15 protein-coding genes are annotated in these 16394 nt (G+C 41.0%); 7 read left to right on the forward strand and 8 right to left on the reverse strand.

The genetic code is table 11. The features are described from left to right. Window positions 1-56: 56 nt before the first annotated feature. The 4 genes from ACESZH_RS00145 to ACESZH_RS00160 all read right to left on the reverse strand — a co-directional run bounded on the left by ACESZH_RS00145 (window position 57) and on the right by ACESZH_RS00160 (window position 6079). Window positions 57-578 (reverse strand): adenylate kinase, encoded by a 522-nt coding sequence (locus tag ACESZH_RS00145; RefSeq protein WP_373215951.1) that lies wholly within the window; start codon window positions 576-578, stop codon window positions 57-59. Then, window positions 575-1213 carry a CatB-related O-acetyltransferase gene (locus tag ACESZH_RS00150; RefSeq protein WP_373215952.1) on the reverse strand — a complete coding sequence of 213 codons (639 nt, stop codon included), beginning with the start codon at window positions 1211-1213 and terminating at the stop codon, window positions 575-577. The genes ACESZH_RS00145 and ACESZH_RS00150 overlap by 4 nt, the downstream gene beginning before the upstream one ends. Window positions 1214-1422: 209 nt before the next feature. Next, complete coding sequence (locus tag ACESZH_RS00155; protein WP_373215953.1) at window positions 1423-3108, reverse strand: recombinase family protein; 1686 nt, start codon at window positions 3106-3108, stop codon at window positions 1423-1425. 10 nt (window positions 3109-3118) lie between these two features. Beyond that, complete coding sequence (locus ACESZH_RS00160) at window positions 3119-6079, reverse strand: DEAD/DEAH box helicase family protein (protein ID WP_373215954.1); 2961 nt, start codon at window positions 6077-6079, stop codon at window positions 3119-3121. 273 nt (window positions 6080-6352) lie between these two features. Here ACESZH_RS00160 and ACESZH_RS00165 point away from each other — a divergent pair, with 273 nt between their 5' ends. After that, a complete protein-coding gene (locus ACESZH_RS00165; RefSeq protein WP_373215955.1) occupies window positions 6353-7291 on the forward strand; it encodes an Abi family protein in 939 nt (312 codons plus the stop codon). A 34-nt stretch (window positions 7292-7325) separates the two neighbouring features. On the opposite strand, the gene ACESZH_RS00170 is transcribed toward ACESZH_RS00165, so the two are convergent. After that, entirely contained in the window at window positions 7326-7487 is a 162-nt protein-coding gene (locus ACESZH_RS00170) for a hypothetical protein (protein ID WP_283683709.1), read from the reverse strand. A gap of 323 nt (window positions 7488-7810) precedes the next feature. On the opposite strand from ACESZH_RS00170, the gene ACESZH_RS00175 reads away from it, so the two are divergent. Continuing rightward, the gene (locus tag ACESZH_RS00175; protein WP_373215958.1) at window positions 7811-10021 is read left to right on the forward strand and encodes an NB-ARC domain-containing protein; all 2211 of its coding nucleotides are present in this window, start codon (window positions 7811-7813) and stop codon (window positions 10019-10021) included. Between the two features lie 69 nt (window positions 10022-10090). On the opposite strand, the gene ACESZH_RS00180 is transcribed toward ACESZH_RS00175, so the two are convergent. Together ACESZH_RS00180 and ACESZH_RS00185 are read right to left on the reverse strand one after the other, a co-directional pair. Continuing rightward, window positions 10091-11269: a sugar MFS transporter gene (locus ACESZH_RS00180; RefSeq protein ID WP_373215959.1), complete on the reverse strand. Its 1179-nt coding sequence runs from the start codon at window positions 11267-11269 to the stop codon at window positions 10091-10093. Between the two features lie 5 nt (window positions 11270-11274). Further along, window positions 11275-11481, reverse strand: coding sequence for a hypothetical protein (locus ACESZH_RS00185; protein WP_373215960.1), 207 nt, complete (start codon window positions 11479-11481; stop codon window positions 11275-11277). A 232-nt stretch (window positions 11482-11713) separates the two neighbouring features. Here ACESZH_RS00185 and ACESZH_RS00190 point away from each other — a divergent pair, with 232 nt between their 5' ends. Continuing rightward, window positions 11714-12568 carry a helix-turn-helix domain-containing protein gene (locus ACESZH_RS00190; RefSeq protein WP_373216130.1) on the forward strand — a complete coding sequence of 285 codons (855 nt, stop codon included), beginning with the start codon at window positions 11714-11716 and terminating at the stop codon, window positions 12566-12568. Between the two features lie 90 nt (window positions 12569-12658). On the opposite strand, the gene ACESZH_RS00195 is transcribed toward ACESZH_RS00190, so the two are convergent. Then, window positions 12659-13183, reverse strand: coding sequence for an N-acetyltransferase family protein (locus tag ACESZH_RS00195; RefSeq protein ID WP_373215961.1), 525 nt, complete (start codon window positions 13181-13183; stop codon window positions 12659-12661). A gap of 265 nt (window positions 13184-13448) precedes the next feature. Here ACESZH_RS00195 and ACESZH_RS00200 point away from each other — a divergent pair, with 265 nt between their 5' ends. Genes ACESZH_RS00200 through ACESZH_RS00215 form a run of 4 tightly spaced genes read left to right on the forward strand, consistent with a single transcriptional unit; the run spans window position 13449 to window position 16324 of the window. Continuing rightward, entirely contained in the window at window positions 13449-14366 is a 918-nt protein-coding gene (locus ACESZH_RS00200) for a ParM/StbA family protein (protein ID WP_373215962.1), read from the forward strand. Between the two features lie 3 nt (window positions 14367-14369). Continuing rightward, window positions 14370-14753: an adenylate cyclase gene (locus ACESZH_RS00205; protein WP_373215964.1), complete on the forward strand. Its 384-nt coding sequence runs from the start codon at window positions 14370-14372 to the stop codon at window positions 14751-14753. Window positions 14754-14777: 24 nt separating this feature from the next. Next, on the forward strand, window positions 14778-15494 hold the full coding sequence (locus ACESZH_RS00210) for a replication initiator protein A (protein ID WP_373215966.1): 717 nt from the start codon (window positions 14778-14780) through the stop codon (window positions 15492-15494). Further along, window positions 15491-16324, forward strand: a complete 834-nt coding sequence (locus ACESZH_RS00215) for an ATP-binding protein (protein WP_373215967.1) — start codon at window positions 15491-15493, stop codon at window positions 16322-16324. Before ACESZH_RS00210 ends, ACESZH_RS00215 begins: the two co-directional genes overlap by 4 nt. The last annotated feature ends 70 nt before the right edge of the window (window positions 16325-16394 follow it).

The following is a 16394-nucleotide window of genomic DNA, read 5'->3' on the forward strand; positions in this document are numbered from 1 at the left end:
CGCCGACGTAATTGCCGGTAGTGAGGAGCCTTGGTCTGTCTGAAAAATGGAGGTGGTCATTTCAAAAGTAGTTTTATTACTTGTTCATAATCCTCGTCGATCAGAGTTACAGACTCGCCATTCTCATAGCAGCCCCTGATGTACGCCTGATTATCTTCTCTCAGCTGCTGAACCGTAATATACTCGTCTTCAAACCTTGATTCAATATCAGAAGCGTGTGCTTTTATCTCATCGAAATGTACATCAATGTATTTAGCCGTCATTGCAAGGCATATAAATCGAATGTTTCCCAGATACTTGTCATCAAAATCCTTTCTCCAACCAAATGGAATGTAACATCCTTCTACAATGAGATTCTGATTATTCTCGATTGCTGTTTTTATCATCTCTCGGATAATCGGCCAAAGATAAACTATAAGTTCATCATCGTCCTCCGGCGTAAGATCGGTATTCCCGCTGCGGATCAGTCCCATTTTCAGATGATCGATGGACAGATACGGATAGTTGTATTTTTCGAGCATCTTTTGTGCAAGAAGCGTTTTTCCGGTGTGTGATGCGCCCGTAATCAGTATGATCATAGTTTTGCCTTCAATTCCTCTCTAACCTTTTCCAAATCGCTGCACGTCAGGAGAGGAATCAGCTCATTGATTTCTGTGATGCTTTTATCCCACCATTTGAAGCGAAGCATCAGATCGATCAATTCTTCATCAAATCGTTTTCTTATGACCTTTGCCGGATTTCCTGCCACTATGGTATAGGGAGCAATATTACTGCCGACAACACTGTTAGCTCCAATGATTGCTCCGTCCCCTATGTTTACTCCGGGAAGAATTACTGCATTCTGCCCGATCCACACATCGTTGCCAATTACGGTATTACCCTTGAACGGCATATCCGATGCTGAAGGCGCTTCCATATCCCATCCATCCAGCGTATAAAACGGGAATGTGGATACAGCGCTCATCTGGTGATTGGCGTCATTCATGATGAACTCAACGCCCGTTGCAATCTGACAGAACTTCCCGATGATCAGTTTATCCTTGCTCCATGGATAAAAGTTCGTCACATGACTCTCAAATTCCGAATCGGCAATATAGGTAAAGTCTCCGACAGTGATATTCGGATTCTGAATTGTGGGCTTTACATAGATTTCTTTATCATATCCTGCAATCGGATGGATCATATTCGGATCGGGTGCTTTCCCATGTTTCATCTTATCTCCTCCTCTGACATCTATCTCACAGCCACAACTACCCGACATCTAACTTGGCAACTCAACATAGTGACATCTATCGTGGCAACTCAACTCTCACACTTTTTGAGCCGGATTGCCCTTGGATAAGTTACCGAGAAGCGTTTCGTCTGCCAGATACCAAAATTGCCCGATTGCCCGAAAACCGCAGTATTACTGGGCTTTCGAGCCTATTTCCCTTCAACCCTTGACATCAATACTACCGTCTCGACGGTACTTTCATTGTCCCAACTAAGTTCTTCTGTTTCCGCACCATTAAAATACACCGGAAAACGGAACTTAATGTGCTTCAGGAATCTGCCATCCGGCTGCTCCTGCTCATAAATGTCCACCTGCTCTACAAAACTGCTTAAAAACTCTTTTTTCTCCAAGTCGGTGAACTTATCATACAGTTTATCAAAATACAGTAGGAATTGATAGACGTTATCTTCCGAAATTTTCTTCTGTTTGATGTTCAGTAATCGGTTCTTTACCTCACTGATACTGTTCTCCACACCCTCAATTTCATCATAAAGATGGTACAATCTTGTCTCCATATCCTGATATTTTTTCTCATAGAATCGATCTGTAATATCCAGGCTGTCCATCTGCTGTCCTAGCCTGTTCTTTGCTCCGGTCAGCTGTCGGTGCTGTTTCTCCAGTTCTTCAATTTCCTTTTCCACTTCCGACGTGTCAATCCTTGCACCGATCTTCTTTATAATTGCCTCCTCAAATTTGGGATTCTGCACAAGTTTCCGGATTACTTCCTCTACCGCATCATTCACCTTATCTTCACTCCATTGTTTGCGGTAGCTGCAATTATGCCCATCCACCAGCCTTCGATGCTTGCAGGCATAATAAAAATAGTCCTTATATGCCGTACCGTCTTTTCTTTTTTTCCGATTGACATTCCCATACATTCCGCTACCACAAAGAGGGCATTTCAAAATGCCGGATAAAATATGCTCATGATCTAAACTATGGGTCTTTTCGTATGATACTCCTGTTTTCTGCCGTTTCTGATGTGCCAGTTCCCAATCCTCTTCTGAAATGATACCTTCATGGATGCCATCATTCAGCATATATTCTTCCTGCTTCACAATCCGATATTCATTTCTTGTTCCGGGAACTTTTTCATTCTTTCTGCGACCAAATGCCAGTTTCCCACAATAGATCGGATTATCCAGAACACCTTTGATGAATGAAGTTGCAAATGCGTCCAGTGTATTATTCTGTCGCTTTTTCTTTTTATATCCATGCTGGTTCAGCCATGACGCAATCGCACTCATTCCCATATTGGTATGGATAAATTTATCAAAGATCAATCGAATTACCTCTGCTTCGTCCTCTGCAATCTGAAGTTCTCCGTTTACCAGTTTGTAACCATAGGGAGCAAAGCCACCGTTCCATTTTCCTTCTCTGGCCTTCTGCTTCCGTCCTTCCATAGTCTGCACCAGAATATTTTCACGCTCAATTTCTGCTACCGCTGACAAAACAGAGATCATCAGCTTGCCGCTATCTTTAGAACTGTCAATGCCATCCTCTACACAGATCAGATTAACGCCGAAGTCCTGCATTCGCTGCAATGAATTCAAAACATCTGCCGCATTACGTCCAAAACGGGAAAGCTTAAATACAAGCACAAACTGTACCTCGTCCGTACCATCTTCAATATTGTCCAACATACGCTGAAATTCTGGTCTGCCTTCTACGCTTTTACCGGATTTTCCTTCATCTGCAAATTCCTGTACAATCTCCATGTTCTGATACTCAGCATATTTTCTCAGTTTATCTCTCTGGGCATCCAGACTGTAACCATCCACCTGCATGGTGGTGGATACACGGATATAGATATAGCATTTTGTCTTTTTTTTCATAAGTATCTCCTTATTTTTCTGATAAATATCCCAGTGCAATTTCCAACAATTCCGCTGCAACCTGATGATTCCTGATACGCATTAAATTATCCCAAACATCTACTTTTCCAAGAAGATTCATGCCCCCATGCCATACTAATTCATCATCAATGACAGCAAACCGTTCTTCTACTTCTGTTTTTGTTACTACATTCATTCCTACCAGCTGCATTGTTCTGATTAACTCATGGCATACATCCGAACTTCCATAAACAATCTCTTCCGGATCTGTTGTGATGATAGTTACCTTTACGCCTGCTTCCTGTCTTCCCTTCATCAGGAATAAGAATCGTTCAATCTTGTCCTGTCTGATATCCGGGCTGGAAATTACCACCATTTTTTCTGCCTCCACTATATCCTGCTCAAACTTTTCAGTGTAATTTCCGGAATCGAATATTGCATTTATCATCTGTTTAGACTGCAACTCTCCCGTCCATATTGAAAATCCTGTCTTTTTGTATGTTCTTAACCTTTTTGCATACATCTTATCAAAGAAGCGGACATGAGAATCAATATAATCATACACATAAACAGCTTCTTTTCCGGGATAATCTCTATTCAGTCTTCCCACATACTGTTCAAGACGCCCTTCAAAAGACACAGGAGCTGCAAGCATTAATACATCCAGTCTTGGAAAGTCAAACCCTTCTCCTATCTTCTGACCGGTTGCAACTAAAATAAGCGTTTCATTTTCAGGAACCTGCTTTAACCTTACTCGTATTTCTGCATTTTCCTTATCGGAGTTATCACCATATAGAAGAAATACATGATCTGCTTCCTCTTTCAAAGCATCAAATAAAAATTTTGCATGCTCCTTAAACTTTGTCAAAATTACCGGGGTCTGTTTTCTTGTAACACAAGTTATCACATCGTTTACAATCATCTCATTACGTACCCGACTGGTACTAATCAGACTATATGCCTTATTGATATCATCCTTGCTTTCTGCATTATCGACTACTCTTGTATATCTCGGGACAAAATAATGTCCGATTCCCTGCTCTTGCGCTCTCTCCAACGCAGTAAACCTGTGTCTCAGTGGACCCAGCAACATATAAATGATCCTGTCAAGGCTGTCACCACGTTTTGGTGTAGCTGAAACACCATACACATACTTTGCATTAATTTTCTGTAATAATTCCATGGATGTATTGGAAGCTGCGTGATGGCATTCATCCATGATTACCATTCCATAAGAACTAATCCGTTCATTAAACTTTCCCCTGCTATACATAGAACCAACCATTGCAACATCTATGATACCTGTTAATGTATTTTTACTGCCGTGCAAAATTCCTATCACACTGTCTCTCTTTTTCTTTCTTCCTGTTTTTGTTTCATATTCCGGTGGTTCTTCTTTTATTTCCAAAAACTTATTCAGTTCATCGACCCACTGATTCAGTAAGTCTTTGCTTTGTAACAGGATAAGCGTATTTACTTTTCGCTCAGCAATAAGATAACTACATACTACCGTCTTACCAAATGCAGTTGCCGCACTCAGAACACCATCCGAGTGTGACAGTAATTTTTCTGCCGCCAGCTCCTGCTGCGTTCGCAAATCTCCCTTAAAAGATACTCGGATTGGATGTCCTGTTTCTCTCTGATCAGAAACATCAACAGAAATCCCTGCCTTTTCACATTCTTCTATTAATTTCTCTCTCAGTCCCCTCGGGACCTGTATGTACCCATCTATATCTTTTCCTAAATACACAGCACTAAAATTGTAGTAATTTGAATATCCAAGCCTTTTATTTCTATAAAATTCCGGATTATCAAATGCTGCCAGACTACGAATCTGATTTTGTATTCTTGGCATAAGATTCAAAGTATCAATATAAACTCCATTACCCAATACCATATGCAGCTTGCCCACAACATCAGCTTTAGAAAACTCGCACTTCTTTTTCCATGGTTTCGGTCTGGAGTTTTTATCAATATTAGCAAGCATTCCTCTAGCTTCTGCTAATTCTCCCTGCCATTTTGCCATGTATTGTTCAATATCTTCTATGCCCAGCCTCTCCGTTTTATTAAATAGAATATCCCATTGATCAGGATATGCATTCCAATTTTCATCTACAAAAGCACTATTTCCATTCTTTAGTGCCTGTCCCTGTAACGGTAATGCAATCAAATTACCTATACTGCTTGTCACATCCTGTGAAGGATACATTCTGTCATAATAATGAAACGATTTCAGATTAATGGAAGTTGAACCTTTATCCAATAAGAGAAATCCGAAATTTCTTGCCGTTGCCGCCGGTATTGCCTTTTTAAAGAAAATCCATACATGTGCCCCTTTCCCGGAGCGGGATCTCTCAACTAAAGGTCTGATACCATTAAGCTCACACATTTTTCTAAGAGCATCCACTTCTTTATGCCACTCATTATCCGTATTGGCAAAATCGGTAACTTCCGCTCCTTTTTCATGGTTATCAAAATCAAATACAATAAATCTGCATGTACCATTTGGCAATAGAGGATATACACCGATTACATCTGAACCATCCTCCTTAAATCCCAACAAATGAGCAATTATTTTTTTAACATCCAGCCTTGTCCATTTGGTATTTTCACACTCATCACAAAATACCTTCTCTTTACGTTGCTTAGGGCAAAGCCTGTCATTCCAACGATTATCACATTGGGGAAAATAACCACCGTTCTTACCTCGTCTGGCATATACATCTTCTCTTCCCCAAAACATCGAAAAGAAACGGATTGCCATCTCTTCTGAAATAAACGAAGGATTCACAATACGTTCCCCCTGATCCGGGTCATACTTTTCTGCACTTTCTATTTTTTCTTCGAAAGGATTTACCTCATCATATGGAATACTTGCTTTCTTCAATTTATCTTTTAATAATCTGTTCTCATATTCAAGTATCCGAACCATCTTTCTCAACGAATCCACATCGTATGCTTCTACGTTCACCTCTGTCACCTGCAATTCTTATTTCTTCACAATACTATTCCGCATCTTTTGTCCCAACCATATTCTATCATTTGTTCCAACTATATTCAATATTTGTTTCCGAATATTTAACGCTTATATGAATAAACTAATACTACCACTAAAAAACAGATTGACTTTCAGAAATCAATCCTGTATAGTATTTTTAGTGGTTGTGCTACGGATGCTCGAGGGGCCCGTAGCCGGAGGAGCTCATGCGTGGGCTCCTTTTTTACTATATAGGAGTGATATATTATGGAGAAAAAATTTCTTACATACGATCAGCAAATTGAAAAATTGCAGAATGAAAAACAATTAACCATTTCAGATGTTCCAACTGCCATCCATACGCTAGAGCATATCAGCTACTATTCTTTGATTGGCGGATACAAAAATCTGTTCAAACATAAACCTTCCGGAAAATACCTATATGGTGTTACATTTGAAGAAATTGTTGCATTTTATTATTTTGATGAAGAGTTACGGACTTTATTTTTAAAGTATATTCTTCATGTAGAACGGCATCTGAAATCTTTGATTTCCTATCACTTCTGTGAAAAATTTGGTGAAAATCAGGCAGAATATTTAAACCCTGAAAATTTTAATTCTGCAAAGAAAAACCAAAAAGCAGTCAATCGTCTGATTCATTCTATGCAAAACTGTATTTCGATGCCTTCCCATTATAATTACATTTCCCATTATTCCAAGGTATATGGTAATGTTCCACTTTGGGTTGCAATGAATGCTGTTACATTTGGACAACTTTCTGCCTTTTATCAATATATGCCAAACGATGTCCAAGTAAAAGTCAGTAAACATTTCCCAGGCTATACAGAAAAACAATTGCATCAATTTATCACTATTATTGCAAAGTGCCGGAATGTATGTGCTCATGGAGAACGATTATATGATTTTCGAACTCAAGATACAATCCCTAATACACTCCTACACCAAAAGCTTTCTATTCCATTGAAAAAGGGGAGTTATACGCTTGGTAAACACGATTTATTTGCTGTAGTTCTTTCACTCAGATATCTCATCAACAATGATGATTTTAAATCTTTTAAACGTTCTCTTAGCCAATTAATCAAGCGAGTACTTAAACAGTGCCCACATTTAACACAGGCACAACTATTAAAACAAATGGGATTCCCTGAAAATTGGGAAAAGATTTGCAGATATAAATTATATTAAAATCATATAAAACGGCAGCCCTGCGATTTCCATCTCAGGAAGCTGCCGCTTCTTTTTCTTTTTCATTTTCTTCTGTTTTCTCCTGTCCATTGTTTTTCTTTTCTTCCTCCAGTTCCCGGAGCAGCTCTTCGCCATATTTATCTAACATCCGCACAAGAAAATCAATGCACCGTTCAAATTCAACATTCTGTTTCACAAGCTTCTCCTTCCCCGTTTTTTTATTCTGTGGTCATTTTACAGGAAAGCTTTTAGATTCTCATTGAACAGAAATTGAGTATAGATTGACTGTTACCCTGTTATTTTTGTTCATAGAGTTGAAATACCGTTGTGCAGAACATATGTTTGTGCTATGATAAAAGAAATCTAGTACCAGATAAAAACCAGAAATGATACGAAAAGGTGGGATTGCGATTGGATCGATGCGATTTTAGTTCTATAATGACATGTTTGAAAAATCATATCAGCGAAAGTAACCAGATGAGCCAGCCTGAATTTTTATATGAAGTATTTGAGGATTTTATGAACAGCCCTGAAAGCAAAGATTTTTCTTTTGATAATGGGCTTGTCTGCCGGTGGATGACAGGACAGGCGAAGATCAGTCCCAAAATTTCTACTTACTATGCGAAACCAAGTAAGCAGGAAAAACTGGCTGAAACAATACATCAAAATCTTCTGCCACTGATGACCGACTGCAACAAGGCACTACAGGATGTTTACACCCTGTTTATGCAGGATCCCACCGTATCCGAAGCGAAAAAGAACAAACTGGCATTACTATACAAACCTGCGGATTCACGGCTCCTGTTTCTGGCAAAGCTGATCTCCTTTGGTATGGAGCGTCAATTTGTCAAAAGAGATACGAAAAACCAGAAACTGATTGCAGGTGGTGCCCTCTCCCCGGTTGTCCTGGATTATATCATGGACAGTGAAGTACCCAGACCATGCCGACATTTTGTAGGAAGGGAAGAAGAACTGGGAGAATTACACACAATGCTGGAAGAAAACAGCAAAGTATTTCTCTATGGGATTGCCGGGATTGGAAAAAGTGAACTGGCGAAAGCATATGCAAAGCAATACAAAAAATATTATACAAACATCCTTTATGTTGAATATTCTGGCGATTTGCATCAGTCAGTTACAGATATGGATTTCACTGACGATCTGCCGGAAGACAACGAAGAAGAACGATTCCGAAAACACAACCGTTTTCTTCGCTCTCTGAAAGATGATACCCTGCTCATCATAGATAATTTCAATGTGACTGTTACACAGGACAGTTTTCTATCAGTAGTGTTGAAATACCGCTGCCGGATTCTTTTTACAACAAGGAGTAAATTTGATGGACACTGCATTCTGCAGCTAAAAGAAATACGGGAACCCTCCTGTTTGTTTCAGCTGGCATCTGCATTTTATTCGGAAGCAGAAGAACACCGAACACTTGTAGAAGAGATCATAGAAACTGTTCACCGCCATACCTTTGCGGTAGAACTGGCGGCAAAACTTCTGGAAAATGGGATTTTGCCTCCTGAGCAATTACTGGAAAAACTCCGGGAGGAAAAGGCATCCCTTGAAAATGAAGACAAAATCAGTGCTATCAAAGACGGACAGAACAACAAGGCAACTTACTATAACCATATTCACACCCTGTTCTCCCTTTATTCCATTTCACAGGAACAACAGGATATCATGCGTGATCTGTGTTTTCTTCCTCCTGCCGGTATTTCCGCCCGCATCTTTGCTGACTGGCTTGGACTGACTACTTTAAATGACATCAATGACCTGATTGAGACAGGTTTTGTACAGGCAAACACCCGGCATACCATTTCCCTGCATCCAATGATTCAGGAAATTGCCCTTTCTGAAACCAGACCTTCCATCACGAGTTGTCACACTTTACTGGATTCCCTTCAAAAAATATGCTTGATGCATGGCATGGAGGTCAGCTATTACAAAAAATTGTTCCAGACAGTGGAAAATGTCATTCACCTGATTAAAAAAGATGATATGTCCAAATACCTTCTGTTTTTAGAGGATGTCTTCCCATATATGGAGAAATACCACTACCAAAAGGGTATGAGAGAGATACTCCGAGAATTAAAGCAACTTTTAAAAGGAAATACTTATGGCACCGCTTCTGACCGGGCACTATTGCTGGATTACCAGGCAACAGTGGAAACAAAACCAGAAAAAGCCATCAAACTGGAAAAAGAAGCACTTGCGCAGATCAAAGAAATCACAGAAACTAATGCCCACCTTGTTTCCAACCTGTATGCCAATCTTGGTGGTCTTTACCGCATGAACGGTCAGACAGAACGTGCAAAAGAACACATGGAAAAGGGTATCTTGCTACTGGAACAGTATAATCTGCTTTATACCAATGACAGTATCCCGCAGATCAACAATTACGCCGCCTTATTGACAGAAATGCAGGAACCGGAGCGGGCAATGTCAGCTCTCCAGAAACTGGCACAGATTATCAAACACTATAATTCAGATCACTGTCTGGATTATGCACAGGTGCAGGAAGCCATGGGAAATATCTGCCTGATTACAGCAAATATCTCACAAGCTAAAACCCATTTCAAAAAGGCTATGAAAATCTATGAGGATGTCTGGGCAGATGAGCCGGAATTGATTGAAGAAAAATATCAGGAAATTCAGGAATTGTACCCACAGATTAGTATCGCACTGGCCAAAGGTATCTTGGCTTCAATAAATAAACAGAAATAAATTTACGGCGGACATCATTATCCGCCGTTGACTATTCTCAGCCTTTTTTCCACTTTTGGGAAAAAGATTTCATTTATGATTCTTTTGCCTTGCAAAAATAAAAAGCATGATTAATAAAGTAACCGGAAACAAAAGTCCAACTCCCATACCTGCACGAATATTGTCTCCAGCACTTTGTGTAACACGTCCAACAATCCCCGGACCTATGCTTCCACCCAGGTCCCCCGCCATAGCAAGCAAAGCAAACATAGCCGTTCCACCTGCCGGAAATCTTTCTGATGAAATACTGATTGTGCCGGGCCACATAATCCCAACAGAAAAACCACAGATAATACATCCAGTCAAACCTGTTATCGGATTCGACGAAACAGAAGCCAGCAGGTAGCATATCACACATAAAATTCCGGATCCGGTCATAAATTTCATCAGATCCATTTTATCACCATATTTTCCGAAAATCACACGACTGATTCCCATTGTAACAGCAAACATGCAGGGACCGGCCAGATCGCCAATTGTCTTTGACAGTCCCAGAGCAGCCTCCGCATAAGCAGATGCCCATTGTGCCATAGCCAGTTCTGATGCACCGGAGCAGATCATTAAGCATATGGAAAGCCAGAAAAGAGGTTTGCGAAACAGTTCCTTTATTCCCATTCCCTGCCCCTCATCTACCAAATGCTCAATCGGGCAGGTTGCAAAATTATAGATATTTATGGCCGGAACAAGTGCCCATAATACAGCCAGCCATTTCCAGCTGTCCATGCCAAACACTGCAAAAAACAGTGTGGAGATCACAATCGTTCCCACTGCTCCCCAACAATAAAAAGAGTGAAGCAGACTCATCGTTGCCTCTTTGCTATCAAATGGACACGCCTCTACGATCGGGCTGCAAAGCACTTCAATCAGACCACTTCCGACTGCATATACAATCACACTCAGGATAATTCCAACAAACGGTTCCGGCAAAAGCTCCGGCAGAAAAGCCAGACCAACCAATCCTGCTGCGGAACATATCTCAGAAGCAACAATACAGATACGATACCCTATTTTGTCCACAAACTTTGCACAAAACAAGTCTACCAACAACTGCGTAAGGAAAAAGCAGGTAGAAATCAATGCGATTTTTCCAAGTGTAATCTGATAATCATTATGAAATTTTAAAAATAACAATGGGGCAAAATTAGCTGCAATTGCCTGTGTAATAAATCCCATATAACAGGCTCTTTTTGTTTTCTGATAATTTGGCATGGTCATCACTCCTTTTGTTTTCTACAACATATTTTAATCACATTTCCATCCTCACACAGAAAGCATCCTTCATAATTTCCCGATATATAACGAGGCTCATAGTCAACGGTAAATCCTGCCTCTATCAGCTCGAGCATTAATTCATTTACTTTACTCGTACTGTCTACATACATAGAAAGACTCTTTCCGGATACGGAATTCTCTATCTTCACAATTGTTCTCATAAAATATCAGGAATCACCATCCTTATTTTACTTTCATGTAACCATTTGAACATCATGTCCTTTCACCTCATTTTTTATTGAATTATATAATATAATTCTGTTATTTTCATTGAATTATTTCTGATATTTATTGTATAATATCGTAAAGTATGTTTCAAAGAAGGACATTTCTATGAATATAAATACAACCTATACGAAAATCATTACAGATGAAGATTTAATGGAGGCAGTTCAGCACGGAAGCAATCGCTATCCTTTCCAGTTTTATTATGAAGATCTGTCCGTTTTTGATTTCAACTGTATCGAATGGCACTGGCATACAGAATTGGAATTTATTTTTATTGAATCCGGAACCGTTACTTTCTGGATTGGAGAAGACCGATTTGATTTAACCGAAGGAAATGGGATCTTCATTAATACAAAGGTACTCCATCGCTTTTATTCTCCATCAAAAGCCCTCATTCCCAATTTCGTATTTATGCCTTCTTTTATTGCCCCTCGCGACAGCCTGATTTATCAGAAATATATTCTTCCGATTATTTCTTCCCCACTGCCATTTCTCATATTTCATAAAAAAATATGCTGGCAGGCAAAGGTTTTATCTATCATGCGGCAAATTATTTCTGCACAGGATTCCGTTTCAACCAAAGAACTCCTTACCAGTTCTCTCCTTCAGAATCTCTGGCTGGAAATATTTGAAAACACAGACATTTCATACCCGGAAGAACACAAGAAGTATTCCACTGCTTCTCAAGCCCGTTTACAGCTCATGATGCAATTTATCCACCTGAATTACTCACGGAGTATCTCATTGGATGACATTGCAGAACAGGCAATGGTCAGTAAGAGTACAGCTTTGAATCTGTTTCGGAAATATTTACATATAACGCCGGTTAACTATCTCATTAATTACCGTTTAAAACAGGCCGGTCAGTTGCTTTCAAAAACCGAGAAAAAAGTCAGTCTCATTTCTTCTGAGACAGGATTTCATAACGTTGACTATTTCTGCAGATTATTCAAAAAACACTACAAGTTAACCCCAACAGAATACCGGAAACAGAAACACTTTCTGTAAACCCGTTTACCATATTTCCCGAAAGAAAAGGCACCTCCACGGTTTTATGGAGACGCCTTTTTGATATGATTCATCTTTCTCATAATATTATTACAAATCAAATTCATACATACTAAAAGATATTTTTCCGGTAGACGGATAGTCCAGTTTGATATCTCCTTTATACTGAAATCCAAAACTTTCATACAGTTTCTTTCCGGGCAGATTCCATGGGAGTGTATCCAGACGAATGGAACTAACATTTTCACTTCTGCAGATTTCCACTGCTTTCTCCAACATTTTTCTTCCGATTCCTTTTCCCTGGCATTCCGGAGCGGTCGCCAGAAGATGAATCACTGCAATCTCTGTGTCACTGCCCTTTATATTCCAGTCTACTAACTGATATCCCTCTCCCTGGATGTGGTTCACAATAAACGCTCCTGCTATGTTACCATCCTCCTCTGCTACATATAATGCCCCCATATTCAAAGCATCAGCAATATCCGACAATACAGGATATACACCCTTTTTCCATCTGAGAGGATACTCTGTATCCTGCATATGATCAATCAATTGATAATAAAATTCTAAAATCGTATGTTCTTCTCCGCATCCTGCTCTTCTTATCTCAATCATGTTATGTCTTGAACTCTCTTTCTGTTACTTAAATTTTCAGACAAAGTATATCATAAAATTTTCTTTCTGAACAGATATGTATAGCCCTTCAAATACAGACAAACGTTCATTATCCACAACAAATGCTATCATTATAAATCAATTCAAACTCAATTTCCTCTCAATGCCTTATCTCTCCAACTTTTGTATGCTTATCCCACAGCAGACCAGTACCACGAAGGTACGAACTGCGAGGGAAATCAATACAAAAATGGAGGGATTTTTTATGAGAGAAATCAGAAACACCAAAATCATTGCCGTGGATCATGGCTACGGCAACATTAAAACTACCAACACAGTCACACCTACCGGCATCACTGCCTATGAAACAGAGCCAATCTTTACCGAGAACATTCTGGAATATAACGGCACCTATTACCGAATTGGCGAAGGACACAAGGAATTTATCCCGGACAAAGCGATGGATGGAGACTATTATCTCCTGACACTGATGGCAGTGGCAAGGGAACTGAACGTCTTTTCTATCCAGGAACCAGATGTCCATCTGGCTGCCGGGCTTCCCCTGACATGGATCCGAAACCAGCGGGAAGAATTCCGTTCCTATCTGCTTCAGAATTCAGAAGTCAGCTACCGCTTCAACAATAAGGATTACCGCATCCGTTTTGTTGGATGCAGCCTTTATCCACAAGGATACCCGGCTATCGTGAACCGTCTGGGCGACTTGAAAGGAACCAATCTCCTTGCAGATATCGGGAACGGAACCATGAACATTTTGTATATCAACAATAAAAAAGCACAGGAAAGCCGTTGCTGGACAGAGAAATTCGGGGTTAACCAGTGCATGATTGCCGCAAAGAATGCCATCCTTGACCGGTTCGGTGTAAAAATCGAAGAAGCTACAGTAGAACAGGTTCTGCGGTTCAAAGCAGCGAATATCTCCACCCCATATCTGGACTGTATTACAGCTGTTGCCAGACAGTATGTGGCTGATATCTTTTCTACGCTCCGCAAATATGAATACAATGCCGACCTGATGCGGCTGTACGTAGTCGGTGGTGGCGGATGCCTGACCCGTAATTTCGGAACGTATGACGAATCCCGTGTCACGATCCTTGATGATATCTGTGCCACCGCCAAGGGATATGAATATCTGGCCCTGATGAGCCTGAAAAGGAGGGAATAAGCCATGGCAAACAACATCCGAAGCACAAATCTGCGCTTCAATCTGGAGAAAGACCTGCAGCGGAAAGCATGGGAATATCTGCAGGCCATGGACAAGCAGGAATTCAGATCCTACAGCCATGCGATCGCCCTTGCACTGGTCGATTATTTTGACCGTTATTACCGCACACAGGAAGACCCCTATCTGGAAACAAGGGAACGGGAAGAACGTTTTGTCGGTCAGATTATAAAAGCCGTGGAAAAGAGCCTGAAACAAACGCTTCCCCTTTTTCTTTCCGGTCTGACAGCAGGGATGGCACAAAGGGAGCCCCAAAGCAGGGCATCCTTACCGTCTCATGAAGAACCGGAGCCAGAGACAGATGTAGACTGGGATTTTCTCGGAGAATAACCGGGACGTAAAGGAGGTGGACACATGACGGAATTTCTGACAGAAAATACCAGCCTTCCGCCCTATATGGTATTTCCCAGGTTTCTCCTAGATATGGAGCTGAATGAAACAACCAAGCTGCTTTATATGATTCTGCTTGACCGTGCAAGGCTCTCCCTGAAAAACGAAGGCTGGACAGATACATCCGGTCATGTGTTCCTCTACTTTACCATTGAAGCAATGGCGGAGGTTCTCCACAAAAGCCAGATGACCATCAAAACATCCCTGGCAGCACTGGAAAAGCAGGATCTGATCCTTCGAAAACGTCAGGGAGCCGGGCATCCCAACCGGATCTATGTGAAATTCCCGGCAGGGGCTTTCTGCCAGACAGACAGGATTCTTTCCCTAAGACAGACAGAAAACTGTCCTGCTGACAGACAGGATTCTTTCCCTGAGACAGACAGAAAACTGTCCGGTAATAAGAAAGAGAGAGATAAGAACGATTTATCAAAAAGAGAGAGTCAGGAGAAACGCTCTCCCTATGGAAAATTTCAAAATGTATTTCTGTCAGAAAAAGAACTGGAAGAAGTCAGACAGTCGATTTCAGACTGGCAGGAATATATTGAACGGTTATCCGGCTACATGGCTTCCACCGGAAAGCACTACCAGAACCATGCAGCCACCATCATCAACTGGGCAAGGCAGGACAATCCCCCTTCCCGGCAAAGCATTTACGAAAGTGAGGAATACGAAACATTATGAGAAAGATTACAGAAGAACTGACCAATCAGGTCCCAACCAGAGAATTGCAGCCGGATGAATATTTTCATGAATCCGACCGCCTGATCTACTGCGCCAAATGCCATACGCCCCGGCAGGGCAGGTACACCTTGCAGGGCAGGGTATTCATGCCGCCCATCCGGTGCAAATGCCAGCAGAAACTCTATGACCAGGAAGAAAACAGACGGAAACTGCTGGAAAAACAGGCAGAAATCGAACGGATGAAAGCCAGCGGGTTGCAGGATAAGGCACTCTATGATTATACATTTGACAAAGATAACGGCATCAACCCGGAGATGGCATACGCCCACAAATATGTGGAGAACTGGGAAGATATGAAAGCCAATTCCTCCGGTCTTCTCCTCTGGGGAAATGTCGGTACTGGGAAATCCTTCTTTGCAGGCTGCATTGCCAATGCCCTTCTGGAAAAAGGCGTTCCGGTGCTGATGACAAATTTCTCACGGATTCTGAATACCCTGACTGGAATGCATTTTGAAGACAGGAACCAATTCATTGACAGTCTGAACCGATACAGCCTGCTGATCATTGATGACCTTGGGATTGAACGCAATTCTGAATTTGCCCTTGAACAGGTATTCAATGTAATCGACAGCCGTTATCGCAGCAAAAAACCGCTGATTGTAACGACTAATCTCACATTGACGGAACTGAATAATGCACCTGACGTGGCACATAGAAGAATTTACGATCGGATTCTGGAACGGTGTGCCCCCATCCGGATCAACAACCGCAACATCCGGCAGGACAATGCCTCTGCCAATCTGCAGAAAGCGAAGAAAATACTGCTGTAATGAATCCGGTACTAATTATTTCAGGAAATGTTACCGCATTATTACCACTATTCTCAGGCGGTGATACTGC

The organism is Ruminococcus sp. 5_1_39BFAA (genome assembly GCF_964240875.1).
Taxonomy (GTDB): domain Bacteria; phylum Bacillota; class Clostridia; order Lachnospirales; family Lachnospiraceae; genus Blautia_A.